Raw genomic sequence first — 24,271 nt, forward strand, 5'->3', positions numbered from 1 at the left:
CCGGGGCACGGCGAAGATCGGCGGCCCCCTGGTCCCTGCATCGTGGTCAAGCTAACATCTTATCCGACAGGAAACTATCTTCCCGCGTGAATCTTGGGCGCGGCGGCCATGTCCCCGTTGGTTAAGGATGACTGAGCCATCTTGATTTCCGACTACTTCACACATGGCAAGTTCTCTGCGGTGACGGCCGCGCTCGTCGAGCGGTTGCTGAGCCCCGATCCGCCGCCGTTCGCGCTGCTGCGCCGCCACCGCCCGGGAGCCGACGGGCCGCCGCCCGTGGAGGTGCTGATCGGGGAGATGACGAGTGTCGGCACGGTCGGCGAGATCCCGCAGTCACCGCCCGCACCGGGCGGCGGGCCGTACGCGCTGGCGCTGCTGCCGTACCACCGCCTCGCCGAGCGGGGTCTTGAGTGCCACCAGGACGGCACCCCCCTACGGGTCCTGCGGATCACCGAGCATCACGCGCTGCCCACCGCCGAGTTGGCGGCCGCCCTGCCGCCCACCACGCTCACCCTCGACGACGCGGGCTTCGAGACGGACGACGGGCAGTACGCCGCACTCGTCCGGGACGTCGTCTCCACCGAGGTCGCCCGCGAGGGGCTCAGCGTGCTGATCCGCCGGGACTACACCGCGCGGCTGCGGGACCACCGGCCCGCGCTGGCCCTGGAGTTGTTCCGCCGACTGCTCACCGCCGAGGCGGGCGCGCACTGGACCTTCGCCGTGCACACCGGCGGCCGGCGGGGCCGGGCCCTGGTCGGCGCCACCCCGCAGGGACACGTACGGATCGAGCGCGGCCGGGTCGTGATGAACCCGATGTGCGGGACGTACCGCTACCCGCCCGGCGGGGCGGACCTCGCCGGTCTCCTCTCCTTCCTCCAGGACCCCAAGGAGTCCGAGGAGCTGGCGACCACCGTCGACGCGGAACTGGCCCTGCTCTGCCGGGTCACCGGGCAGGGCGTCCGGGTGGACGGCCCGCGGCTGCGGCCGATGGCGCACCTGCTGCACAGCGAGTGCCGGATCAGCGGACCGGCGGCGCTGTCCGCGCGGCAGACCCTGGCGCGGACGATGTTCGCCTCGACCGCGGTCGGCCGCCCGTTCGCGGAGGCGTGCCGGGTCGTCCGGCGCCGGGAGCCGACGGGCCGCGGCTACTACGGCGGCGCCATCGCGCTCCTCGGCCATGACGCCCAGGGCTGGGAGGAGCTGGATTCGGCCGCCGTGATCCGGACGTTCGACATCGACGGGAACGGGCTGCTGCGGCTGTCGGTGGGCGCCACGCTGGGCCCCGGTTCCAGCCCGGAGGCGGAGACGGCGGAGACCCGCGCGAAGGCGGCCGCCCTGCTGTCGACCCTGCGGCCGGGCCCGCCCGGCCCGGCCGCCCCCGAGGAGACCGCGGCATCCGACCGGGACACCGCCGCCGCGCTCGCCCTGGACGACCGGGTCGCGAAGGAGCTGGATCTGCGCCGCAGACAACTCTCCACGTTCTGGAGCGGGTTCGCCCGGCCGACGGTCAGGAGGCGGGCGGCGGACGCGGTGCTGCTGGTCGACTCCGGCGAGGAGGAGACCGAGGTCCTGGCCCATATGGTGCGCGGTCTCGGCCGGGCCGTCGAGGTACGGCGGTACGACGAGGTCCAGGTGGCCTCGCTGCCCGGTGACCTGGGCCGGATCGTGCTGGCCCCCGGACCGGGCCGGCCGGACACCCCGGACGCGGCCCTGCGCGCTCTGGCCCGTACGCTCCTGGCCGGCGCGGCGGCGGGCGGGCCCGCGGTGAGCGGCATCGGCACCGGCTTTCAGGTGCTCGCCCGCGAACTGGGGCTGGCGGGCGCGCCGGTCGCCCGCTCCAGCCAGGTGGTGCGCCGCACGGTCGACGCGCACGGCCTGCGGGTCACGGCCGCCTTCAGCGACGCCTGCGCCGTGGAGCCGGCCGACCACTGCGAGAAGGTGGCCGGCCGGCTCGGCATCCGGCTCTGGCGCTCAGCGGACCACCGCGAGCTCGTGGCTTTCACGGGCCCGCGGGTGGCCGGTTATCAGTTCCGTCCGGAATCGGTCATCACGACCAACGGGGCGGATCTCCTACGGCTCCTGCTGGTCTGAGCCGCGGCCCAGTTCGAGGACGGTGCGCGCGGCCGACTCCAGGGCGAAGGTCATCGAGCCGCCGTTGGGCTCGAAGGCCGCGTGGTCACCTGCGAAGTGGATACGGCCCTCGGGGCGGCGGATGACCGGCATCAGGGCGCTGTGGCCGAGCTCGGGGAGGATGTAGGCGCCCTCGATGTAGGGCTGCTGGTCCCAGACGACCGAGGTGCCCGTCTCGTAGTGGTCCCGCGCGCCGGGCAGCACCGTCTCGACCTGGTCGAGGACGAAGCGCAGCCGTTCCTCCGCGGACATGACGGCGACCGCGCGGGCCCGCCAGCCGGTCATCAGGCATTCGAGGATCTTGCGGGGGCCGGGGAGCTGGGGCGTGGCGTCGCGGATCCAGCGCACGGGCAGGTCGGTGGAGAAGCTGGCGTTGCGCTGCGGCCAGAACTGGCTGCGCATCTGGAGGTAGACGCGGACGATCGAGGAGTACTTCACCCGGCGCATGACGTCGTGCTTGGCGTCCGAGAGCGCGGCGTCGGTGAAGTCGATGTGGCGGACGGCGCTGAAGGGGACGGTGACGACGACCCGTTCGGCCTCCATGGTCTGCAGGCGGCCCTGGTCGAGGAAGGTCACCCGAGCCCGCTCGGCGTCCTGTTCGACGCGGACCACTGGCTTGCGGTAGCGGATCCTGTCCTTCAGCCGCTCGGCGAACGCCTGCGGGAAGCGGTCGGTGCCGCCCTTCACCTTCGACCAGCGCGGGTCGGCGTTGGTCAGCGAGTGGGGGCTCGCCTCGTGGCGCAGCCAGGACAGCGCGGACGCGGTCTTGAGGTCGCCGCCGCGCATCTCCAGGAAGTGGGGCTCCATCAGGTCGACGGCGACCGCGGATGCTCCCCGGTCGGTGAGGACCTCGTAGACGGACCGCTGGTCGTAGGGCGCGAGCAGCGGGGTGACGGTCCAGTCGGGCGCGGTGATGTCGGGCTGGAGCGCCTCGTAGGTGTCGCGCACATAGCGGTCGATCATGCCCTCGACGCCGAGGGTCTTCTCGTGCGGGGCGAGCGGGAGTCCGGCCTGCTCCAGCGACTCCCGGTCGGGGGTGAATAAGCGGGAGCCCATGAAGTAGGAGAACGTCGTCCCGACCAGGTCCGCGGTCTCCAGGCCCACGCCCAGCTCCCGCAGGTAGTGCATGGCGTAGTGGCAGTGCGGGGTCAGTGTCATGGCGCCGGCCTCGGCGTGGAGCCCGTCGGCGAAGGGCTCGCGCAGGGTGTAGGCGCGTCCGCCGGCGCGGCTGGAGGCTTCCAGGACGGTCACGTCGCAGCCGCGGTTGGCCAGTTCGTACGCGACGGCAAGCCCGGAGAGCCCGGCGCCGATGACGACGACGGACCGGGGGAGCCGCAGGTCCGGCATGCCGCTGTCGAAGTCGCGGCGTACTTCCGTCGGTGTGGCCTCTCGCATACCCGTCTCCTCGCTCGCGCACACTCGTGCATCGTTAACGGCTGGAAACTATATACGCGAGAACTGACCATGGGGAAGGTGAATCATTTTCCGAACGACAAGCGATCTGCAAGCGATGGGCGAGTGAATGGCTTCAGTGGGGGTCCGCGTGCGGCGGATACGTCCGTACGTCGTCGGTGTACATCCGGGCCCGGTCCCGCACCAGTTCGGGCAGGGCCCCGGAGGCCAGGTCCGCCAGCGTGGTGCCCTCCAGGACCTGGCGCAGGCTGGTGCGCACCGCCCGCCAGACGTCCGGCATCGGGGCGGCCGCGCCCTGATAGGAGAGCCCGGTCAGTTTCAGGTCGCGCACGCTGACCAGGGGCCCGTCCATGGCGCGGATGACATCGGCGAGAGTGATCTCGGTCGGCGGTCTGGTCAGGGCGTAGCCGCCGTCGGGCCCCCGCACGCTCCGCACGAGGCGCGCCTGGCGCAGCTCGCTCAGGACGACGAAGAGGAAGCGGACGGGGATGTCCTGACGGCCCGCGACGTCCTCCGCCTTCAGCGGCCGGTCGGGGCAGCCGGCCAGCTCCGCCATGGCCCGTACGGCGTAGTCCGTTCGCGCTGAGATCCTCACCGGCTCAATGTCTCATGACTCGTCCCCGGCCCACGAGATGCCCAAGTGGCGAGAAACGACCGCCACGCCGACGCGGGGTTGTCACTTCACATTGTTCATCTACATAGTGAACTTCATGTGCACCACCCGCCTTTGAGTCGGAGGTATCCGTGGTTCCCGCTCCTCCCCGCCCCACCGTGGCCGTCGTCGGAGCCGGCGCGGCCGGTGCTCTGGTCGCCGTACAGCTCTGCGAGACGGCGGCACGCCGACGTACCCCGCTCGAACTGGTCCTGATCGACCCGGCCGCGGAGGCGGGCCGCGGCACGGCGTACGCCACCGAGGCACCCGAGCACCGGCTCAACGTCCCGGTGGGCGGCATGAGCGCCTACCCGGACGACCCCGGCCACTTCCGGCGCTGGCTCTGCCGCCACGGCGAACCCACCGTCACCGCCGCCGACTTCGCCTCCCGCTACCGCTTCGGCTCCTACCTCGCCGACACGCTCGGCCGGGCCATCATCACGGCCCATGGCACGGTCGCCGTGCGCCGTCTGCGGGCCACGGTCACCCGGTGCGCCGACGCCGGGGCCGGCGCGGGACGGTTCGAACTCGCACTCTCCGACGGATCGGTGCTGCGGGCCGACAGCGTGGTGCTTGCCACCGGTCCGGCACCCGCCACGGCCGCCTGGGCACCGCCCGGGCTGCGCGCATCCGACCGGTTCGTGGCCCGGCCCTGGGCGCCCGGAGCGCTCGACGCGGTCCCGGACTCGGACGACGTCCTGCTGGTCGGCAGCGGCCTGACCGCCGTCGACCTGGCCCTCGTCCTCGACCGGCCGGGCCGTACGGTGCACGCACTGTCCCGCAGCGGTCTGCTCCCCCAGCCGCACGCCGTGGCTCCCCTGCCGCCGCTGCCCGCCCCGCCCGGCCTCGCGGGGCTGCCGCTCGGCCGCCTGCGGACCGCCTTACGCCGGCACCTCGCCGCCGCACTGCGCGACCACGGCGACTGGCGACCCGCCCTCGACGGGCTCCGCCCCCACCTCGTGGGCCTGTGGCAGGGGCTCAGCGACGACGAGCGGGCCGAGTTCCTCGGCCGCGACGCCACCCTCTGGAACACCCACCGGCACCGGATGGCCCCCACCACCGCCGAGGCGGTGGCCCGGGCCCGGGCCGCGCGCCGGCTGCGGATCCACGCCGGGCGGGTCGCCTCCGCCCACACCCTCGACGACGGCCGGCTCGCCGTCGTCCTCGCCGACGGCCGCGAACTGAACGTGGGCCGGGTGGTCGACTGCACCGGCCCCGGCCTGCGCGCGGACGCCGCCGGCGATCCGCTGTGGGCGGGACTGCTCGCCGACGGCCTCGCCGTGCCCGGCCCGCTGGGCATCGGCGTCGCCACCGACGACGGGCGGCTGCTCGACGCCGGGCGGGTCGCCGATCGGCCGCTGTTCACGCTGGGCTCGCCGCGCCGCGGCGAGCTGTGGGAGACGACCGCGATCCCCGAGATCCGCACCCAGGCCAAGGCGGTCGCCGAGGCGGTCCTCGCCCCGCTGGCCACGCCCGTACGGCCGACGCGGCGCCGCCCCACCGACCAGTTCGGGCTGCCGCTGTCGACCCACGCTGCCGCCGCGGCCTCCTACCGCACCGGCCTCGCCCGGGTCGTCACCGTCCGCGGCAAGGCCGCCGAGGCCTTCACCCGGGCCACCGAGCTCGACCCTGGCTTCGCGCTCGGCCACGCCACGCTCGCGCTGCTCGGGCACGAGTGCGGCGCGGAGGTCGACGTGCCCCGGGCGCTCGCCGACGCCCAGCGCAGCGCGGCCGAGCGCGGCGACGAGCGGGAGCGCTCCTTCGTCGACGTGGTCTCCCGCCGGATCGGCGGCCTGGACGGCGACCAGGCCCTGATCGGCCATCTCGAACGCTTCCCCGCCGACGCCCTCGCGCTGAGCGCGGCGGTGCCCACCATCGCCTTCTCCGGCATCGGCGACCTCGACGGAAGCCTGGCCCAGCGGCTGGTGGCGCGGACCGCGCCCGCCTTCGAGGGCCACTGGTTCCACACCTCGCTGCTGGCCTTCCTCCGGCAGGAGGAGGGCCGTTTCGACGAGGCGGGGGTGCTCGCCCGGCAGGCGCTGGCGGCGGAGCCGGCCTCCGGTCACGCCGTGCACGCCCTCGCGCACGTCCATTACGAGTCCGGCGACCACCACGCGGGCCGTGACTGGCTCGACGGCTGGATCGCCGACCAGGGGCGCGGCGCGGTGCACCGCGCCCACTTCTCCTGGCACGTGGCCCTGCACGAGCTCGCGCTCGACGATCCGGCGGCGGTCCGCAGGCGCTGGTTCGCGCAGCTCGCGCCCCGGCAGGTGAACGGGGTGCGGGCGCTGGTCGACTCCGGTTCGCTGCTGTGGCGGGCCCGGATGTGCCACCACTGGAGCGGCCGGATGCCGGTGGACGGGGTGCTGGACGCGGTCGCCCGGGACGTGCTGGAGCAGCCCGCGACGGCGTTCACGGCGCTGCACAGCGCCGTCGCGCTCACCGCGGCCGGGGATCTGCCGGCGCTGCGGCGGCTGCGGGACCACGCGGCCCGGGCCGACACCGTCCAGCGGGAGGTCGTGGCGCCGCTGTGCCGGGCGCTGGAGGACGTCCTGGAGGAGCGGTGGACCGCCGCCGTCCAGGGTCTGCGGGCACTGCTGCCGTCGCTGCGGCGGGTCGGCGGCAGCGCGGCGCAGCGCGAGATCGTGGAGGAGACGCTGCTGTACGCCCTGGTGGAGGCGGGGCAGAGCGACGCCGCCCGGCATCTGCTGGAGGAGCGGCTGGACCGCCGCTCCTCGCCGCTGGACAGCCGGAGGCTTGCGGCGCTCCGCCCCTGATCCTCCGAGGATCCCGCCGGCCGCGGGGAGCGGCTGCCGCTGCGGCGGGATTCCCGGGTCCATGACGGGCGGGCTCCGTCCCGGCCGCAAGATCCGCGTTACTCCTTTCGAGTGAGGGGTTCGGGTGTCCGGCCGCTGCCGTGCGGCCGGACCACCCGTTGCCCCTTTCGGGTGAGTAGGTCCTCGATTACGGTGGTTGTGTACCTCTTCGGCCGCCGGCAGCTCTCCGCCGGGCGGTCTCCCCCCGGCCACCGAACCGGAGCACCATGCGCAGAGCCCGTCTCCTGCCCGCCGCGGCCGTCGCCGCGCTCGTCGGCTGCACCGCCCTGGACACGGGCGCGGCGGCCGACCCGAGGGCCTCGCTGACCACCGCGTCGGCGGCCGCCACGGTGGCCGCCGCGCCGCCCGCGCCGGCCCCCGACGCCAAGCCGAGCGCGCCCGACCCGAGGACCGCCACGGCGCTGCTGTCGATGCCGTCGATCGGCATCAAGGACCTGAAGGTGGTTCCGTACGAGGGAACGACCGACGACCGGGCGGGAACGGTGATCCAGGACCGGGGCGTCGCGGCGAGCCCGTACGGCAAGCGCGGCGGGGTCGGACCCGGCGAGATCGGCAACTATCTGGTGACCGCCCACCGGCTCTCCGCCGGAGGCCCGATGCGCGATCTGCCCGCCCTGAAGAAGGGCGACTCCGTCTTCGTCCGGCTGGGCGGCACGGTGTACGAGTACCGGATCACCGACACCCGTACGACCTCCTTCCGGTCCGAGCGCTCGCTGGCCGAGCAGCGGGCCGCGGTCCCGGGCAAGCCGGGCGAGCGGCCCACCAAGGCGATGATCACGCTCTCCACCTGCGCGACGCCCGAGGACAACGCGGCCGGCAACTTCTGGCGGGACGCCCAGGGCAACCCCGAGCACCGCATCGACAAGATCGGCGTCCTGGTCAGCCGCTGATCAGGCGGTGCAGCAGGTCCGCCGCCGCGCGGCCGAAGGCCGGGTCGTTGATGTGCGTGTCGCTCTCGACCACCTCCACGGCGCTGCCGCGCAGCCCCTCGCGCAGCGCCGTGAAGAGCGCCTCGTCGGCGGTCGGGTCGTGGTACGGGCCGCCCGGCGCACCCAGGGTGGACAGGCCGCGCAGCGGCAGGGCCACCGCGGTCGGCCCGGTGGCGGCCCGCAGCTTCGCGGCGACGCGTCGGCCGAGCTCGGCGCACTCGTCGAGGGTGGTGCGTACGACCGTGACGGAGGGGTTGTGCACCCGGATGTGGCGTTTGCTCATCCGGGCCGGGACGGTGTCGGCCGGGCCGAATTTCACCATGTCGAGCGCGCCGAGGCTCACCACCTGCGGCACTCCCCGGCGCCCGGCGGCGGTGAGCCGGTCGGGGCCGGCCGTGAGGAGGCCCCCGCAGAGGTCGTCGGCCAGTTCGCTCAGGGTCAGGTCCAGGACGCCCGCGAAGAGTCCCTGTCCGGCGAGCGCCTCCAGGGTGCGCCCGCCGGCCCCGCTGGTGTGGAACACCAGCACCTCGTAGCCGTGCTCTGTCATCCGCTCGCGCGCGGCGTCCACGCAGGGAGTGGTGACCCCCGCCATGCTGGCCGCGATCAGCGGCCGCCCACCCGCGCCGTCCAGGGGACCGGCGACCTCCGCGCGTGAGGTGGCGGCGAAGCCCTGGGCCATCCCGGCGACGGCGTCGACGGCGTTGGCGAGGATGGGGGCGGAGACCCGGTTGACACCGGCGATGTCGACCACGCTGTACATCATGGTGATGTCCGTGGAGCCGACATAGGCGGAGACGTCGCCCGAGGCCATCGAGGAAACCATCAACTTCGGTACGCCGAGGGGTAGTTCGCGCATGGCCCGGGTCGCGATCGACGTACCGCCGCTGCCGCCGAGCGCCAGCACGCCGTGCAGCCTGCCTTCGCCGTGCAGCCGCCGTACGGTCTCGGCCGCGCCGCGTGCCATCACGCTCACCGCGGCGCCCCGGTCCGCCTCGGTCCGTAACCGCTCCAGGTCGGCGCCGGCCGCCCGCGCCACCTCGGCGCGCGGCACGTCCGCCGGTATCCGCGGGTCGCCGATCACTCCGGCGTCGACGACCGTGACGTCGACCCCGCGCCGCAGCAGCCGCTCCCGCAGCCATCCGTACTCGAGCCCTTTGGTGTCGAGGGTGCCCACCAGCACAACGGTCGCCATGAACGTACTGTCCGGGGGAACTCCCGTCCCCCACAAGGGCGCTGGCGTCAGGACGCCACGCGGGCACGACAGCATCTGACACGGCGTCATGAAATGACAAATGTCATGCCGCTGTATGAGAAAGATCGTTCCGAGGGTGGACGGCCGGACGTTCGAGGGGCGTTGAGGATGGTTCCACGTGCACGAGCCGATCAGACAGGACCTTCTCATGCGCCTTGCCTCTCCGGGCCGCCGGCCGGCCCGCCTCGCCGCGGTGGCCTCGGTCACGCTGCTATCCCTGGCCGTCGGTGTCCTCCCGGCCCAGGCCTCCCCCGCCGCCCCGGCGCCCGCGGCCGCCGTCTCGGCCTACGCGGGGCTCGACCGGGCCGCGCTGCGCCAGTCGCTGGACGCCATCCACAAGGCCGGGATGTACGGCGCCTATTCATCCGTCCGGGACGGCTCGGACCGGTGGCGCGGTGCCACCGGGATCGCCGACCGCGACACCGAGCGCCCCACCCGGCCCGACTTCGAGCACCGGATCGGCAGCATCACCAAGACCTTCACCGCCGTCGCCGTCCTCCAGCAGGTCGACAAGGGCAAGATCGACCTCGACGCGCCCATCGGCCGCTATCTGCCGGAGCTGGTGAAGGGCGAGCGCGGCCGGAAGGTGACCGTGCGGATGCTGCTCAACCACACCAGCGGCATCGGCGACTACATACTCCCCGCCTTCCCCGGATTGCTGGAGGATCCCGGCAAGTCCCTGGACGCGCACCGGCTGCGTCGTATCGCCCCCGAGGAGCTCGCCCGCCTGGGTCTGGCCGCGCCGTCCCCGGCGAAGCGGGGCAAGCACTCCTACTCGAACACCAACTACATCCTCGCCGGACTGCTGCTCAAGAAGGTCACGGGCCAGAACCCGGAGACGTACATCACCCGCCATGTCATCCGCAAGGCGGGCCTGAAGCACACGTACTTCCCGCGTACGCCGCGCATCACCGGCCCGCACTCCAAGATGTACGAGTCGTTCTACGGCTACATCGACCCCGCCCGCGACTACAGCGTCTACGACATGTCGTGGGGCGGCACGGCCGGTGCGATGGTGTCGACGGTCGACGACCTCAACGACTTCTACCGCAAGCTCCTCGGCGGCAAGCTGCTCGGCGGCGACGAGCTGCGCGAGATGAAGACGACCGTGCCCGCCCACGAGGTCGAGCCGGGCGAAGAGGTCGGCATGCGCTACGGCCTCGGCATCTACACGCTGAAGATGCCGAGCGGCTGGTACTGGGGCCACGACGGCGGTGTCTTCGGCGCCGGCACATGGTCGCTGTCGACCGAGAACGGCCGCCGCCAGGTCTCGATCGGCTGGAACCTGATGAAGTACGAGCGCTTCGACGAGCAGGGCAAGCCCAAGCCGGACCCGATCGGCGCCGCCCTGTTCGAGTACATCGACGGCGCCCTGGCCGGGGCGAAGAAGCCCGCCGCGCCGCGCAGCTCGGCGGCGGCACTCTCCACGCCCACGCCGCTGATCCAGCAGCGGCTGGTCGGCCCCGAGCAGCTGCGTCGCTGATCCGCGCCGGGATCCGCCACCGGCCCGGTGGCGGATCCCGGGCACACGGCTCATCGTGGGAAGAGGGACGGCGAAAGCTTCGATCTGGAGAACGCCGATGGAGCCGTACCTCATCCCGGTCGTCCTCGCGGCGGTGTTCGCCGCCTTCACGGTGTCCGCCGCGGCGGGTTTCGGCGGAAGTCTGATTCTCGTCCCCACCCTGGCCCTGGTCCTCGGCACCAAGTCCGGGGTGGCGCTGGCGGCGCTGCTGCTGGCCGCCAACAATGTGGTCAAGGTCGCCGCGTACCGCAGGACACTGCCGTACCGCAAGGCCGCCCCCGTCATCGTGCTGGTGGCCCTCGGCGCCTTCCTGGGCGCCAAGTTGCTGGTCGCCGCGCCCGAACGGGCCGTCGCCATCGCCGTGATGGTCAGTTTCGTCGTCGCGTTCCTCGTCGAGTCGCTCGACCTCACCCGCTGGCGGCGGATCGGCTCCCCCGTCCTCGCCTTCGCCTCGGGCGCGACGTCCGGCTTCAGCGGCACCTCCGGGCCCCTGAAGGGGCTCGCCGTCCGCGGGCTCGGCCTCGACCGGCTGCATCTCGTCGGGGCGCTGTCGCTGACCTCACTGGTCGGTGACGTGACCAAGACGGCGATCTGGACCGATGCCTCGCTCCTGGGCGGCGGGGACTACCTGGTCGCCCTGGTCTGCGTCCCGCTGATGCTCACCGCCACCTTCCTCGGCCGCCGCTTCAACACCCGGATCGGGGAACGCGGCTACACCGGTCTGTTCTGGGCCGTGATGGTGGGCTACACGGGGCGGCTGCTGGCCACGCTCTGACCCCGTCGTCATCCTTGATCCACGGGCGGTCGCCCGGGATGGCGTCCATGGGGTGAGCGATGGTCGAGATGTCGGTGGTGGTTCCGTGCTTCGACGAGAGCGAGGTGATCGACGCGTTCCACGGCACGCTGGTCGCCGCTCTGCGGCCGACCGGGGTCGCCTTCGAGGTCTGCTACGTCGACGACGGCAGCGGCGACGCCACCGGGGAGCGGCTGCGGCGGCTCGCCGAGGCGGACCCCTGGGTGCGTTACACCTCCTTCAGCCGCAACTTCGGCAAGGAGTCGGCGATGCTCGCCGGGCTGCGGATGGCCCGCGGAGAGGTGGTCGTCCTCATGGACGCCGACCTCCAGCATCCGCCGGAGCTCGTGCCGCGCATGCTGGAGCTGCACCGGCTCGGCTACGACCAGGTCGTCGCCCGGCGCGACCGTACCGGCGAAGGGCCGGTGCGCACCGCGCTGAGCCGGGGGTACTACCGGCTCGTGCGCCGGTTCATGGACGTGGAGGTCGTCGACGGCTCGGGCGACTTCAGGCTGCTGTCGCGACGCGCGGTGGACGCCCTGCTCACCCTCCCCGAGAGCAATCGGTTCTCCAAGGGGCTCTTCTCCTGGATCGGGTTCGACACCGTCAGCTTCAGCTACCGGAACGTCCGGCGGGCCGCCGGGGCATCCAAGTGGGGCGGGCGGCGGCTGCTGAACTACGGCATCGACGGCCTGCTCTCCTTCAACACCCGCCCGCTGCGCCTGGCGATCCACACCGGCCTGTGGCTCTTCCTCTCCGCCCTCGCCTACGCGCTGTGGATCCTCGCGCGGGTGGTCCTGCACGGGGTCGACACACCGGGTTACGCCACGCTGATCACCGCCGTCGTGGCGCTGAGCGGCATCCAGCTCGCCACGCTCGGGGTGATCGGCGAGTACGTCGGGCGGATCTACCACGAGGCGAAACGCCGGCCGCACTACGTGGTCCGGGAGTCCAGCGACACGCCGGCCGCCCGCCCGCCGGCGCCGCGTGTCACGGAGTCCGTGTCCCGCGAGTGACCCGCTCCAGGTGGTAGTAGTCGGCGACGCACTGGGCCGGCCAGGCCCGGCGGCCGTTGTCGCCGAACGGCTCCAGCATCCTCGCGACCTTCACGGGCGTGTACGGCAGCACCGTCGCGCCCCGCGCCGCCCCGGCGCGCAGCGAGGCGTCCTGGCGGTCCCAGCGCTGCGCCCGCACCTTCATGTCCTGTCCCAGGTCGTACAGCGGGATGGCCAGGCCGAGGACGCAGAGCGCGCACACCGCGGCGGCCAGGGCGGTGGGGATCCCGGTCTCCGGCACGCTTCTGCGCATCGCCCGCCCGAGGAGCGCGCCGGCGCCCGTCAGCAGCAGGACGTACAGCAGGAGGTAGTCGTTCCAGGTCCGTTCGGTGGTGACCACCCGCTCCCCGAAGACGGGGTAGGTGATGACGGTGCAGAGGTAGCCGGAGACGAGGAAGGCGGCGGTACCGACGCCGGTCCACAGCCAGGGCCGGGGCCGCAGCAGGGCGGCGTGCCCGGCGCTCCGAGCCGGGCGGGCGAGCAGTCCGAGGAGCACTCCGGCCGCCACGGCGCCGGTGTACTGCCAGGTCGTCAGGACCGTTTCCAGGATCTGTCCGTAGGCGCGCAGCGAGGCGGACAGGCTCTCCGGCGCGAGCATGGAGACGGTCTCGGCGCCGTAGCGCTCGCGGCGGTTGCGTGAGCCGGGGGACGTCACCAGCAGGAGCGTGCCGATGCCGATGCCGGCCATGCCCAGCAGGGCCCAGAGCCGGGCGAATCGCCGGATCCGCTCGGCGAGGAGGCGGTGGGCAAGCAGGACGACGCCGCTGAGGACGACGAGGCAGACGAGAGACGCCTCTTCGGAGAGCGTGCCGAGGAACACCCCTGCCGCCAGGGCGGCGAGCGCCGCGGCCGCCTTGCCGCGGCGGCTTCTGGCCCGCAGCAGCGGCAGGGCCGCGGCGCAGGCGAGGACGGGGGCGAGGGTGTGGGAGACGGAGGCGGCGGGCCAGTAGAACGTCTTGTAGGTGTTGGGGGTCGCGAAGAGGAAGACGGCCGTGACCATGGCGGCGACGAGCAGGGGCACTCCGCGTGGCGCCCGCTGCCCGGCCCGGCGCAGGAGGTGGGCGACGAGGGCCCACAGCACACCGAGCGTCAGCAGGCCGCTGACGGGGGCGAACCACTCGTGCCCGGCGACGGGGTGCTGGGCGTAGAGCCCGACGAGGAGGCCGTTGGCGAGGCGGCCGTTGTCGGTGACGTAGAACTGCTCGACGAGGCCGAGGACTCCGTGGTCCCGGACGACCGGCAGGAAGCACCACTCGTCGGCGCTCGGGCGTACGTGGCGGCCGAGCCAGGAGGCCGCCGCGAGGAGCCCGAGCGGCAACAGGGACAGGGCCAGGACCCAGGCGCTCGTCGTGGGCGGCCGTCGCCGCGGGCCGGGACTCCCCTGCTGGTCCTGGGTGGGGGCGCCACTGGCTACGTCGACGGCCATCGTCCGCGTCACTTCCTCTCGGGGTCGGTCGTCCGGTCCGCGTCCGGTGGAGCGTGAACCGGCCTCTGCCGTTCTACCTCCTGGGCGGTTGACGCGTTGAAGGGCGGCCCCGGCGTGGCCTACTGGACCGCCCGTTCGACCTCGAGCCCGGGCCACGCTGTGGCACTGCTCACAGCACGGCCCGGGACCGGGTCGGGACAAACGGTCTTTGATTCGGCGTCAGGGCGACGGCGAGGGCGCGGGTGCGGTCGGCGGAGTCGTCGGCGAGGGTCCCGTGGGTGACGCCGGGGATGCCGGGGATGCCGGGGATGCCGGGGATGCCGGGGATGCCGGGGATGCCGGGGATGCCGGGGATGCCGGGGACGCCGGGGACGCCGGGGACGCCGGGGACGCCGTGTGCCGTGGCATGGTGGGCACCGGGAGGTTGTAGACGTGGTCTGGGGTCACGATGCGGGTGATCGCCTGGCCGAGGAGGGTGCTGGGCTCTATCTCGCCCTGCAGGATGTCCGTGTTGAGCATCACCGTCAGGGTCGCCTGCTCCTCCGGCAGATACATGGTGACCGCTTCGTACCCGGGCAGGGAGCCGTTGTGGCCGATCCAGCCCTGTACGTTGAACAGGCCCAGGCCGTAGCCGGCGCCGGAGATCCCCGTCGGGAGGGCCTTGAGGCGTTCGGCCTGCGTCTTAGGCGTCAGCAGGGTGCCGGTCGCGAGCGTACGGGCCCAGCTGTGCAGATCGCCGAGCTGGGAGATCATCGCCCCGGCCGCCCAGCCCCAGGAGGGGTTCCAGTTCGTGGAGTCCTCGACCTGCCCGGACTCCGTCTGGTTGGTGTAGCCGTGGGCGTGCGGCTCGGGGAACGTGGCGTCCAGCGGGAAGACGGTGTGCCGCAGCCCGGCCGGCTTCACGACGTTCGTGTCGATGAACTCGTTCAGCGGCATGCCGCCGACCTTCTCGACGACCAGCCCCACCAGGATGAGATTGGTGTTGCAGTAGTCGAACCGCGCACCGGGCTCGAACTGGTTCGGGTGCTTGAACGCGAAGTCCAGCAGCTCCTGGGGCGTGAAGGGCCGATCCGGATTCGATGTCAGCGCCTTGTAGAAGCCCTCGTCCATCGAGTAGCTGAAGAGCCCGCTGCGCATGCCCGCCAGGTTGCGCAGGGTGATGTTGTCCCCGTTGGGGACCCCGTCGATGTACTTCGAGATCGGATCGTCGAGGCCCAGCTTGCCCTGGTCGACCAGTTCGAGCATGGCGGTGACGGTGAACGTCTTGGTCAGGCTGCCGATCCGCATGTACATATCCGGCTCGATCGGCTGCCCGGTCTCCTTGTCGGCGACCCCGAAGGACTTGATGTACCGGCCCTTGCCCGGGGCGGACAGGCTCACCATCACACCGGGTATGTCGGCCTCGCGCATGACCTGGCGGATCGCCGCGTCCAGCCGTGCGGCCACAGCCGGAGTGAGTTCGGGGAAGTCGCCGCCCGGGGAGGGAGAGGCGGGGCTGGTCACGTCCGGGCTCGGTTGTTGACCGTAGGCGGTGCCGGCCGTGGCCGGCAGCATCAGCATCCCGGCCGCCGCCACCACCGCACACGCCCTGCGCAAACGTATCTGTGAGCACTTCACGGCAGCCTCCTGCCTGAAGAGGACAAACACTCTTCCCAGGCTAGGCCCGCACCGTCACCCCCGCACCGCGAGCGGCCGCGCCGAAATCTCCGTCGCCCCGTGGGGAACGGCCCGCATACCCTGTGCCGCATGGGCCATGCGAAGACCTCCTATGTGTGCCTGCCGTGCCGGGCCTCCTACAAGCAGCCGTACGACCGCGGCCGCGAGCGGGTGTGCCCGCGCTGCACGCGCACGCTGATCCATGTGGGGTCCGCGTTCGCCCCGCCCCGGCGCCGGGACACGGCGGCGTGGCGCACGCTTTCGGTGCTGCTGCACGCGGGGGTCCGCTTCCACAAGAGCTGCTGCGGCGGTCCGGGCTACCGCCCGCGCACCCTGCGGGAGGTGAAGGAGCGGATGGCCCGCGCCAAGGCGACCGGGGAACCGTTCGCCCGCTCCCTGACCCGGTCCTGACCCGGACCATGGACCGACTGACGACTGACGACCCACTGACGACCCGCACGAGAGACGCGACGGACATGAGCGGCACCACCGGCACGACGACCACCGGCACGACGACTCTGTGGCGCCCGACCGGCCCCGAGGAGCTCGCTCTGGTCGAGGAGCTCCAGTGGCGCGCGTGGCCTCCCCGGCTGCCGGACCAGCCGATCTTCTACCCGGTCCTCAACGAGGACTACGCGATCAAGATCGCCAGGGACTGGAACGTCCCTCACAGCGGCGTCGGCCACGTCACCCGCTTCGAGGTCGACACCGCCTTCCTGGCCCGCTATCCGGTCCAGCAGGCCGGTGGCCGCACGATTCTGGAGCTGTGGGTTCCGGCGGAGGAGCTCGACGAGTTCAACGCGCACATCGTCGGGCGGATCGAGGTCGTGCACACCTTCCGGTGAGGGGGGTGGGGCATCGGTCTCATGCCCCACCCGCCGTCTCCGTCTCCGACTCGGCGCTCAGGGACAGCTGTTCCAGCGCGCGGCGCGCCGCGTCCGCCGTCCGCTGCACGGTCTTCGCCTCGGCCCGGGCCTCACGCAGCTGATGGGTGGCCCGGTCCGCGTCCGTACGGGCCAGCCGGTGTTCCTGTCTGGCCTCCCGCAACCGGCCTTCCAGGTCGGCGACTCGCTCCCCGCTCTCCTCGGCCCGGCCGGTGGCTTCGGTCTGCGCCGCCTCGGCCTCCCGTACGACGCCGGCGGCACGCTCGGCCTGCTGGGCGGCCTTCTTCGCCTCCGCCCGGGCCCGCTCCAGCTGGGCGGTGCGCCGCTTGTCCGCCGCGCGGGTGGAGCGCTTCGTCCGCGCCGCGTCCGGTGCGGGTGCTGCGGGCGCCGGCTCGCCGCCCGTTGCCTTGGTCGGCGTACGGGCCGGTGCGGCGCCGGGGGCGGGTTCGAGGCCGGTGAAGCCGACCGGCGCCGCCGGGGCCTTCTCCAGGCTTCCGCCGGCCCACTGCCGTGCCACGTCCTCGTCGGTGAGCACCGCGCGCAGGATCTGCTCGATCTCCTGCACGACGCTCTCGCTCACGCTCTGCCCGGCCTCACCGGCCAGATCCCCGGCCTGGCGGGCGAGCGCGGCCATGACGTGATGCTGCTGGTGGCCGAGGTCTCTCAACTGGGCAGCGTCCAGGGACCGGTGGGCCTCCCGGAGCGCGCGGCCCAGTTGCAGGAACTGCTCGGCCTCGGCCGGACGCCGCCGTACGAGCAGGTTCGACGCCCAGACGGCCAGCGTCGGCCTGCGCAGTCCGGCGATCCGCTTCGCCGCCGCCGTGTCCCCGGCCGAGCGGGCCCGGGCGGCGTAGGTGTCACGGGCCGCGATGAACTCCGAGGGCCGCAGCCCGTAGAGCTCCCCGACGACCTCGTCGATGTCCATGTCCACGGCCCCACTGTCGGTCATGGTGGGGCGGGCGGCGCGGATCGTGGGCGTCTCCGCGCGCCGCGGTGGGCCGCGTGGGTCAGCCGCGCAGGAAGCTGTCGCCGTGGGTGGCGATGTGGGCTTCGAGGGCGGACAGCGCCTGCTGGGTGGCGTCGGCGCTGCCGCTGCCGCGCCGCTCCGCGTAGTAGGCGGCGCCGAGCTTCTTCAGCAGGTCGTTGCCCGCGCGCTGCTGCTGGACGTCGTCGAGCTTCTCCTTGCCCTGCTGGAGTGCGCTGGAGGCCTGTTCCTTGGCTCGGTCGAGGAAGCCGGGCATGTGTTCTCCCTGGGGGTGCGAAGCGTGTCGGACGTATCGAGGGTGCGGGGGCGCGGGCCCGCGGGGCGGGCGAACTGCCGCGAGCCACACCAGGCACCCCTCCAACGGACCAACCGCTCCGTGGGTTCCCGTCGGGCAGCCCCGTCAGCGCAGGGTGATCTCCTCCCCCACCCCCTGCTCGCGGGCCGCGGCGATCACCAGCGCCGCCGCGGCGGCGTCCTGCACGGCGACGCCCACGGACTTGTAGAGCGTGATCTGCTCGGCCGAGGTACGTCCCGGTCTGGTGCCCGCGACGAGTTCACCGAGCTCGGCGTGGATGTGCTCGGGGCCGATGACGCCGTCCCGGATCGGCTGGAGGAGGTCGTTGCTGCCGGCGGGGAAGGGCGCGAGGGCCACCTGCCGGGATTCGACGCAGACCAGCGCGTCGGCGATGGTCTCGTCGTCGATCTCCCGGCCCGCCGGGTTGAAGCCGACGGAGGTGACGTGGACGCCCGGGGTCAGCCACGCCCGCCGGACGACGGGCTCGATGGTGTGCGTGGCAGCGGCGACGAGGTCGGCGCCGTCGAGGGCCTGCGCGTAGGAGACCGCGGGGCGGACCTCGATGCCGAGTCTGACCGACAGTTCCTCGGCGATGGTGACGGCCTTGGCCGGGTCGCGGCCGGCGAGTCTGATCTCGCGGACGGGCCGTACCCGGCTCAGGGCGCGGGCGTGCGAGCGGGCCTGCACTCCCGTCCCCAGGACGGCGAGGACGGACGCGTCCTCGCGGGCGAGCAGCTTGGTGGAGAGCGCCGAACCGGCCGCCGTCCGGGCGGTGGTGATGACGGTGCCGTCGAGGAGCGCCGTCGGTTCGCCGGTCTCCGGGTCGAAGGCGACGATCAGGGCCTGGTGGGTGGGCAGAGCGGTGCGGGCGTTCCGTGGGAAGAGCGAGACCAGCTTGGTCATCAGCGTCCCGGTGGACGGGACATGGGCGGGCATGGTGGCCAGGAGCCCGTCCTGCTGTGGTACGAGCACGGCGATACGGTCCGGGGCGTGCGCCCGGCCCGCGCTCAGGTCGGCCATGGCCGTGGCCAGGGCCTCGATCAGCTCGTCCGGATCGAGCAGCGCCTCCACCTGCGAGGGACCGAGAACCAGCACCGTCCCACCTCCACCTCTGCCCACGGCTGTCACCATCTGATGGTCCGAGCATTGCCCCGCGAGCCCGCCGACGCGACGGCGACTCGCGGGGCGGCGCCGCGGAGTGCGGAATCGGTTGCTGCCGGACGGTGCCGGATGCTAGGGCCGTTCGGCCATGATGCCCGCGCGGGCGGCGTAGGCGAGCGCCACGTCGAGGCGGGGAGCGGGGCGGCCCTCGACGTGGGCGGGGGCCAGCAGCTCGGTCACCGCGTTCGCGTCGACCGTACGCGTCTCGGCGAGGGCCACGAACCGGACGAGGGCCTCACCGAGAAGCCGCTCCGCCTCGTACGGGAGGTCGTGCCATTCGGCGGTGCGGGCGACGAACTCCTCCTGCGAGCCGGCCCAGGGCGCGGCTCCGTCCAGCCCGTCCTCGCTCAGCTCGTCCGGGTAGGCGATGCGGTGCCAGGCCCCTCCCTCCCACCAGTAGACGAACCCGAAGAGGTTGCCCTCGGCGTCGTCCCGCAGCAGCTCCCAGGGCAGCCAGTCCGGGCCGCCCGCGAGGAAGTCGATCTGCTCGCCGCCGACATGGGTGTGGCTGCCGTCGGGGTCCTGCCCGCAGAACACGGCGCGCTCCTCCCCTACGAGGGTCAGGCGCCACCAGCCGCCGGCGCCGGTGGAGTGGCACCAGACGCCGTCGTCGTCCAGCGCGAAGTCGGTGTGGTCCGAGCAGGCCGTGTCGACGAGCGCCATCGTCACGGCCCGGGCCCACAGGCGCTCGGGGCGGTCGAGGTCCTCGGGCCGGCTGGGCTTGTGCATCGCTTGTTCCCCCTCAGGTACGTCCGCCTCAGCCTGCCACAGGCCCGGCCGCACGACGCAGGCGCTCCCCCCTGGCCAGGGCCGCCATATTCCGGTCATCGGGCCGCGCACCCATCGGTTGGCGCTCGGTTGTCCGTGGCGGGTTCCCAACACAGGTCGTGGCGGTGCTGCCTGGTCAGCTCGCCACCGCCTCCGACGCCGGGGGCGGGCTCGTCCTCGTGGTCGTACCCCTCGTCATGCTGCTGTGTGTGACCGCCGTCGTCGTCGGTCAGCAGGCTCGGCGGCAGATCCCGGTCCAGTACGCGAAACGGATGATCGGCCGCCGCGCCTACGGCGGGACGGACACGAGGATCCCGATCCCGCTCGCCCGGTCCGGTTTCACCCTGCTGATCTGGGTCACGCTGCTGTCGCAGCTGCCCGCGTTCCTCGTCCGGCTGTGGCCGGACGCCGGCTGGCTGCGTACGGTCGAAGTCCCGCTGCGGCCGAGCGGTGTCGGCTGCATGGCGGCGGTCTTCGTCCTCGTCGTGCTCTGGGCTCAGCTGCGGGCGCTGACGGCGTTCGACGTCGCCGCGGTCACCGACCGGATGCGCGGGACCGGGGCGTTCGTCCCCGGAATCCGCCCCGGCCCGCCGACGGCGGACTACCTCGGGTACGTACTTTCCCGGGTCAGCGCGGTCGGCGCGCTCCTGCTGGGCTGTGTCGCGCTGCTCCCGATGGCGGCCCTCGCGCTCCTCGGGATCGCGGACCGTGTGCCGCTGAGCGCCGCGAGCGTGCTCGTCGTCGCGGGTGCGGCGCTGCGCGCGGCCCGGGGGGTCATGGAGGAGATGCGGCACGAGCTGGTGGCGACCGAGTACGCGCGCCGGGAGACGCGCCCCGTCTGACACACACCAGGAAGACCCGAGCGCGACGTTCCCGAATTCCAGCCGTGGACACCCGGAGCACGCCGCCCACCAGGTGTTTTAGAGTGGCCCTCCATATTCCCTCCGAATGCCCTCAGTTCGGATCGCACCAGGCTGTCCGAGACGACGTCGACGGGACCGAACCATGTCTCCAAAGCAGCAACGCGGTGAGGCCACCGTCGACCGCCTCCTGACCAGCGCGCTCCAGGTCTACGCCACCTCCGGCCAGGAGGGGTTCACGGTGAACGCGGTCACCAAAGCCAGCGGGGTGAGCCTGGGCAGCCTGTACCACCACTTCGGCAGCTTCGACGGCCTCGCCGCCAGCCTCTACTGCCGTTGCCTGGAACAGCTCTGCGACACGATGAACGCCGCGCTGTACCGCAGCCGTACGCCACGTACCGCCATCCGCGCCCTGGTCAAGGCGTACTTGGGCTTCACCGTCGAACACCGCGACGCCGCGCTCTTCCTGCACGCCTCGGCCTACTCCGGCTATCTCGCCTCGCACGCCGAGGAGATCAAGGCCCTGAAGGAGGTCAACTTCGCGGGCATCACGGACTGGCTGCGCCCCAAGGTCGAGGCCGGCGAGATCCTGCCCACCCCGGAGCACCTGCTCGAATCGCTGGTGATCGGCCCGCTCGCGGAAACCGCGCGCCGCTGGCTCTCCACCACGTACGACGAGGTCGACCTCGCCGAGGCCGAGCGCATCCTGCCGGACCGCATCTGGCGAACCCTGCGACCGGACTGAGCCCGGCCCGAGACCGGACCGGCCCGGCAGCGGCGGCCGGCACCTGCGCGGTGACTGAATTGACAGGCTTTGGGCGCGGAGAGACCCTGAAATCAGAGCACGTCCCGATGGCCCATCAGAAGTTTGCCATTCACACAATCGGTGATCGTCGTGCCGAATTTCCTGCTCGTCCGTTCCGCGGATCACGTGCTGCTCGGTGTGAGCTGGTCGGGTCTGAGCATCACCGAGACGCGCGCCGACGGTATGCCGGTACTCAAGGCGGTCGGGGACGACGCTCAGCTGGTGCTCACCTTTCCTCCTCAGCATGTGGCCGAGGAGACCTCGCGGCGCGGGCAGGCGGCGCCGCAGACCCTGCCGTCGGGCTCCGGCACCCTCGTGCCGGTATGGCGGGCCGCTCTCTGCGGACCGAGCCGGCTCGCCTTCAGGCTGCCGCGCGGCACCACCTTCGTCCCGACGGTGGACGGCGTCCTGCAAGCAGTCGGACGAGGCCGGCCGATCCCGCCGGGCTCCCCTCCGGGGGCCGCTGACACGGCTCTCGAACTGCCCTGGCGCATGATCTTCTCAGTGGAGGACCGTCTGGGCGGTCACGCATGGAGCTCCGTCCATCCGGTGCTTCCCGTGACGGTCGCCGGAGTCTCCGGGCTGTGGCGGGCCCGGCTTGTCGCCGACCAGCTGGACCCGACTGCCCCGGCACAGGACGCCTGCCTAGCGCTGCGCGCCATCGACCGGGACACCGCGCAGTCGGCCGACCCCGGCTTCTCCCTTCCGCTGGGCCTGGTGGAACGGACACGGCTCGCCGACAACGCCCGCTCGCGTCCCGCACCGGCCACCCGGCTCGAACTGAGCTCCCTGGGCGGCACGTTGTCGGCCGTCGGCAGGTGGGAGGCCTTCGAGTGGGAGCACGAGGCGGTACTGGGCCGGGACGTCCGGGTCCGTACGGTGACCTCCGGCGTGCTCTACCCCCTGGGCCACCGGGCGAAGTACGTGGAGCTCAGCGAGCGGATCTTCGATCAGACGGCCGGTCATGCGGCCGTGCTGCGGAGCACGTACGTACTCACCGTCATCGAGCCGGTGCGTCACCCGCCGCCCGAAGGACCCGCCACTCGTGCCTTCCCCTTCGGGGACGTCGAGATCACGACGCTCGGGTATCCGGACATCGAGGAGGCGGTCTGGCAGGACTTCAGACACCCGGTCACGGGGCAGGTGCACCGCGGCGTCTATTTCCAACCCTGCACGCCCGCGCCGAACCGCCGGCCGGTGTCCTTTCCCGTCCGGTGCGCGGCCTCACCCGGCGACGTGCACTTCGAGCTTCCGTTGGTGTTCGTCGCCGATGTGTCCCAGCCCGGCTTCACGTCACTCACCGACCCCGCCCTGGCCAAGCATCTCTCGGACACGGTCTACAAGCCGCATCCCGTCGCCCTTCCCGGGCTTTCCCTCGATCTCGTCCGCGCGCCCCAGCGCGGCGGCGGCGATGTCCACGAGGTGCACGGCTTCACCGTCAAAGGCAGCTCCCATCCCACCGGGTACCGACCGGTGCTGAGCGCTCTCGCGGTGCGGCTGCCCGCGCTGCGCACCCTGCTCGGCAAGGACGACCTGCACGAGGCCAGCTTTACGGCGACCTACGTGAACCAAGGCGCCGGCCAGGACGTGCTGCTGGAGCTGACCACGCCGTTCGACATCAGCTTCGTCGGCCGCTCCGACCGGTCCGGTGGTCTCGTGGCCCCCTGCTTCAAGGTGAACGCGCTTTCCCGTACCGAGGGGCCCATCGATCTGGACGCCCGGCCCGCCCCGGGAACGGGGCTCATAGACCCGGCTCGCCTCTTCCCCGCCGACGCGACCCTGCTGGGATTCGCACTCAAAGATCTGATCACCGACCTCAAGGCACCGCCGACGATCACCTCTGACCTCCACCCTGGCCGGCCTCCGGAAACGACGATGAAATGGACAGGGGTCAAGCTCAAGGAGAGTGGTCCGTTCACACCGGCCGACGGGAGCACCCTCGACCTGGAAGTGACGGCCTCGGCCGACGGCTCGGACACCGCCTGCACGGTGCACGACTTCGCGCTGGTGCTGCCGACTCCGGCCAAGCCCTTGCTGCGACTTCGGTTCGCGTCGCTGTCCTTCACCCACCACAGCGGAGGCCCGCCCAGGGTTCAGGTCGGCGAGGTGGACGTGACGTTCCTCGGCGAGCTGGAACTGCTCCAGAAACTGGGCGAGGCCGTCGACCTCGGTGGCACCGGTCCGCAGATCGATGTGACACCGGCGGGTCTTGTCGCCCGCTACTCCTTGCCGCTGCCCGTGGTCTCGGCGAGTGCGTTCGTGATGCGCGACTTCGCGGTGAACACCGAGATCGCCGTGCCGTTCGACGGGCGGCCGGTTTCGGTGACCCTCGGCTTCGCGAGCCGGGAGAACCCGTTCACCCTGACCGTCCTGATGTTCGGCGGCGGCGGGTACCTGGAGCTGGAACTCGACCACACCGGGCTGCAGCGGCTGGAGGCGGCTCTGGAGTTCGGCGCGATGCTGGCCGTCGACTTCGTGGTCGCCCGCGGTGAGGTCCATGCCTTCGGCGGTGTCAGGTACGAGATGGCCGGCCGCGAGGTCACGCTCACCGGCTACCTGCGGATCGGCGGGTGCGTCGAGGTTCTCGGGCTCGTGTCGGTCTCGGTCGAGCTGTGCATCACGCTGGCCTACCAGTCCGCCACCAAGGCTCTCGTCGGCCGGGCGACCTTGGTCATCGAGATCGACCTCACCCTGTGGTCGGACAGCATCGAACTCGACAGCGGGACATGGGTGCTGGCCGGCGGCGGAAGCCGGGAGCGAAGCTTCGCCGCCGCCCCACGCGACACCGCGCAGGGGCTGGAACGCTGGCGGGCCTACCAGGCCGCCTTCGCCCACACCAGCTAGGAGC

20 protein-coding genes are annotated in these 24,271 nt (G+C 72.4%); 11 read left to right on the forward strand and 9 right to left on the reverse strand.

Annotated features, from left to right (window positions below; translation table 11 throughout):
* The first annotated feature begins 141 nt into the window (after positions 1-141).
* Entirely contained in the window at positions 142-2,091 is a 1,950-nt protein-coding gene (locus ACZ7LT_RS27320) for a chorismate-binding protein (protein WP_471238759.1), read from the forward strand.
* Here ACZ7LT_RS27320 and ACZ7LT_RS27325 read toward each other — a convergent pair.
* Together ACZ7LT_RS27325 and ACZ7LT_RS27330 are read right to left on the reverse strand one after the other, a co-directional pair.
* Entirely contained in the window at positions 2,071-3,525 is a 1,455-nt protein-coding gene (locus tag ACZ7LT_RS27325) for a flavin monoamine oxidase family protein (protein WP_471238760.1), read from the reverse strand. The two genes, ACZ7LT_RS27320 and ACZ7LT_RS27325, sit on opposite strands and share 21 nt — an antisense overlap.
* A 133-nt stretch (positions 3,526-3,658) precedes the next feature.
* A complete protein-coding gene (locus ACZ7LT_RS27330) occupies positions 3,659-4,138 on the reverse strand; it encodes an RrF2 family transcriptional regulator (protein ID WP_471238761.1) in 480 nt (159 codons plus the stop codon).
* A gap of 149 nt (positions 4,139-4,287) precedes the next feature.
* Here ACZ7LT_RS27330 and ACZ7LT_RS27335 point away from each other — a divergent pair, with 149 nt between their 5' ends.
* Together ACZ7LT_RS27335 and ACZ7LT_RS27340 are read left to right on the forward strand one after the other, a co-directional pair.
* Positions 4,288-6,972: an FAD/NAD(P)-binding protein gene (locus tag ACZ7LT_RS27335; RefSeq protein ID WP_471238762.1), complete on the forward strand. Its 2,685-nt coding sequence runs from the start codon at positions 4,288-4,290 to the stop codon at positions 6,970-6,972.
* A 266-nt stretch (positions 6,973-7,238) separates the two neighbouring features.
* Complete coding sequence (locus ACZ7LT_RS27340; RefSeq protein ID WP_471238763.1) at positions 7,239-7,922, forward strand: class E sortase; 684 nt, start codon at positions 7,239-7,241, stop codon at positions 7,920-7,922.
* Here ACZ7LT_RS27340 and ACZ7LT_RS27345 read toward each other — a convergent pair.
* A complete protein-coding gene (locus ACZ7LT_RS27345; RefSeq protein ID WP_471238764.1) occupies positions 7,912-9,153 on the reverse strand; it encodes a Tm-1-like ATP-binding domain-containing protein in 1,242 nt (413 codons plus the stop codon). The two genes, ACZ7LT_RS27340 and ACZ7LT_RS27345, sit on opposite strands and share 11 nt — an antisense overlap.
* A gap of 208 nt (positions 9,154-9,361) precedes the next feature.
* Here ACZ7LT_RS27345 and ACZ7LT_RS27350 point away from each other — a divergent pair, with 208 nt between their 5' ends.
* From ACZ7LT_RS27350 to ACZ7LT_RS27360, 3 genes are all read left to right on the forward strand, one after another.
* A complete protein-coding gene (locus tag ACZ7LT_RS27350; protein WP_471238765.1) occupies positions 9,362-10,696 on the forward strand; it encodes a serine hydrolase domain-containing protein in 1,335 nt (444 codons plus the stop codon).
* Positions 10,697-10,793: 97 nt separating this feature from the next.
* Positions 10,794-11,510: a TSUP family transporter gene (locus ACZ7LT_RS27355; RefSeq protein ID WP_471238766.1), complete on the forward strand. Its 717-nt coding sequence runs from the start codon at positions 10,794-10,796 to the stop codon at positions 11,508-11,510.
* 59 nt (positions 11,511-11,569) lie between these two features.
* Positions 11,570-12,544 carry a glycosyltransferase family 2 protein gene (locus ACZ7LT_RS27360; RefSeq protein WP_471238767.1) on the forward strand — a complete coding sequence of 325 codons (975 nt, stop codon included), beginning with the start codon at positions 11,570-11,572 and terminating at the stop codon, positions 12,542-12,544.
* Here the strand turns inward: ACZ7LT_RS27360 and ACZ7LT_RS27365 are convergent.
* Entirely contained in the window at positions 12,519-14,009 is a 1,491-nt protein-coding gene (locus tag ACZ7LT_RS27365; protein ID WP_471238768.1) for a DUF6056 family protein, read from the reverse strand. The genes ACZ7LT_RS27360 and ACZ7LT_RS27365 overlap by 26 nt on opposite strands.
* A gap of 219 nt (positions 14,010-14,228) precedes the next feature.
* Positions 14,229-15,569 carry a serine hydrolase domain-containing protein gene (locus ACZ7LT_RS27370; RefSeq protein ID WP_471238866.1) on the reverse strand — a complete coding sequence of 447 codons (1,341 nt, stop codon included), beginning with the start codon at positions 15,567-15,569 and terminating at the stop codon, positions 14,229-14,231.
* 186 nt (positions 15,570-15,755) lie between these two features.
* Here ACZ7LT_RS27370 and ACZ7LT_RS27375 point away from each other — a divergent pair, with 186 nt between their 5' ends.
* Together ACZ7LT_RS27375 and ACZ7LT_RS27380 are read left to right on the forward strand one after the other, a co-directional pair.
* A complete protein-coding gene (locus ACZ7LT_RS27375) occupies positions 15,756-16,076 on the forward strand; it encodes a deoxyxylulose-5-phosphate synthase (RefSeq protein ID WP_471238769.1) in 321 nt (106 codons plus the stop codon).
* A 65-nt stretch (positions 16,077-16,141) separates the two neighbouring features.
* Positions 16,142-16,510 (forward strand): ADP-ribosylation/crystallin J1, encoded by a 369-nt coding sequence (locus ACZ7LT_RS27380; RefSeq protein ID WP_471238770.1) that lies wholly within the window; start codon positions 16,142-16,144, stop codon positions 16,508-16,510.
* Between the two features lie 19 nt (positions 16,511-16,529).
* On the opposite strand, the gene ACZ7LT_RS27385 is transcribed toward ACZ7LT_RS27380, so the two are convergent.
* The 4 genes from ACZ7LT_RS27385 to ACZ7LT_RS27400 form a co-directional block, all read right to left on the reverse strand.
* A complete protein-coding gene (locus ACZ7LT_RS27385; RefSeq protein ID WP_471238771.1) occupies positions 16,530-17,498 on the reverse strand; it encodes a hypothetical protein in 969 nt (322 codons plus the stop codon).
* Positions 17,499-17,556: 58 nt separating this feature from the next.
* On the reverse strand, positions 17,557-17,790 hold the full coding sequence (locus ACZ7LT_RS27390; RefSeq protein ID WP_471238772.1) for a hypothetical protein: 234 nt from the start codon (positions 17,788-17,790) through the stop codon (positions 17,557-17,559).
* A 144-nt stretch (positions 17,791-17,934) separates the two neighbouring features.
* A complete protein-coding gene (locus ACZ7LT_RS27395) occupies positions 17,935-18,924 on the reverse strand; it encodes an ornithine cyclodeaminase family protein (protein ID WP_471238773.1) in 990 nt (329 codons plus the stop codon).
* Positions 18,925-19,062: 138 nt separating this feature from the next.
* Complete coding sequence (locus tag ACZ7LT_RS27400; protein ID WP_471238774.1) at positions 19,063-19,719, reverse strand: hypothetical protein; 657 nt, start codon at positions 19,717-19,719, stop codon at positions 19,063-19,065.
* A gap of 164 nt (positions 19,720-19,883) precedes the next feature.
* Here ACZ7LT_RS27400 and ACZ7LT_RS27405 point away from each other — a divergent pair, with 164 nt between their 5' ends.
* From ACZ7LT_RS27405 to ACZ7LT_RS27415, 3 genes are all read left to right on the forward strand, one after another.
* On the forward strand, positions 19,884-20,600 hold the full coding sequence (locus tag ACZ7LT_RS27405; RefSeq protein ID WP_471238775.1) for a hypothetical protein: 717 nt from the start codon (positions 19,884-19,886) through the stop codon (positions 20,598-20,600).
* A 163-nt stretch (positions 20,601-20,763) separates the two neighbouring features.
* A complete protein-coding gene (locus ACZ7LT_RS27410) occupies positions 20,764-21,363 on the forward strand; it encodes a TetR/AcrR family transcriptional regulator (RefSeq protein WP_471238776.1) in 600 nt (199 codons plus the stop codon).
* Between the two features lie 150 nt (positions 21,364-21,513).
* Positions 21,514-24,267, forward strand: a complete 2,754-nt coding sequence (locus ACZ7LT_RS27415; RefSeq protein ID WP_471238777.1) for a hypothetical protein — start codon at positions 21,514-21,516, stop codon at positions 24,265-24,267.
* The last annotated feature ends 4 nt before the right edge of the window (positions 24,268-24,271 follow it).

It is taken from the genome of Streptomyces sp. NPDC039465, from assembly GCF_055639315.1.

Excerpts from the sequence above, each read along its gene's own strand:
- ACZ7LT_RS27325 (WP_471238760.1), bottom strand. The coding sequence starts at position 3,525 with ATGCGAGAGGCCACACCGACGGAAGTACGCCGCGACTTCGACAGCGGC.
- ACZ7LT_RS27355 (WP_471238766.1), top strand. The coding sequence starts at position 10,794 with ATGGAGCCGTACCTCATCCCGGTCGTCCTCGCGGCGGTGTTCGCCGCC.
- ACZ7LT_RS27340 (WP_471238763.1), top strand. The coding sequence starts at position 7,239 with ATGCGCAGAGCCCGTCTCCTGCCCGCCGCGGCCGTCGCCGCGCTCGTC.
- ACZ7LT_RS27365 (WP_471238768.1), bottom strand. The coding sequence starts at position 14,009 with ATGGCCGTCGACGTAGCCAGTGGCGCCCCCACCCAGGACCAGCAGGGG.
- ACZ7LT_RS27370 (WP_471238866.1), bottom strand. The coding sequence starts at position 15,569 with ATGCTGATGCTGCCGGCCACGGCCGGCACCGCCTACGGTCAACAACCG.
- ACZ7LT_RS27385 (WP_471238771.1), bottom strand. The coding sequence starts at position 17,498 with ATGACCGACAGTGGGGCCGTGGACATGGACATCGACGAGGTCGTCGGG.
- ACZ7LT_RS27350 (WP_471238765.1), top strand. The coding sequence starts at position 9,362 with ATGCGCCTTGCCTCTCCGGGCCGCCGGCCGGCCCGCCTCGCCGCGGTG.
- ACZ7LT_RS27400 (WP_471238774.1), bottom strand. The coding sequence starts at position 19,719 with ATGCACAAGCCCAGCCGGCCCGAGGACCTCGACCGCCCCGAGCGCCTG.
- ACZ7LT_RS27360 (WP_471238767.1), top strand. The coding sequence starts at position 11,570 with ATGGTCGAGATGTCGGTGGTGGTTCCGTGCTTCGACGAGAGCGAGGTG.
- ACZ7LT_RS27410 (WP_471238776.1), top strand. The coding sequence starts at position 20,764 with ATGTCTCCAAAGCAGCAACGCGGTGAGGCCACCGTCGACCGCCTCCTG.
- ACZ7LT_RS27380 (WP_471238770.1), top strand. The coding sequence starts at position 16,142 with ATGAGCGGCACCACCGGCACGACGACCACCGGCACGACGACTCTGTGG.
- ACZ7LT_RS27375 (WP_471238769.1), top strand. The coding sequence starts at position 15,756 with ATGGGCCATGCGAAGACCTCCTATGTGTGCCTGCCGTGCCGGGCCTCC.
- ACZ7LT_RS27390 (WP_471238772.1), bottom strand. The coding sequence starts at position 17,790 with ATGCCCGGCTTCCTCGACCGAGCCAAGGAACAGGCCTCCAGCGCACTC.
- ACZ7LT_RS27345 (WP_471238764.1), bottom strand. The coding sequence starts at position 9,153 with ATGGCGACCGTTGTGCTGGTGGGCACCCTCGACACCAAAGGGCTCGAG.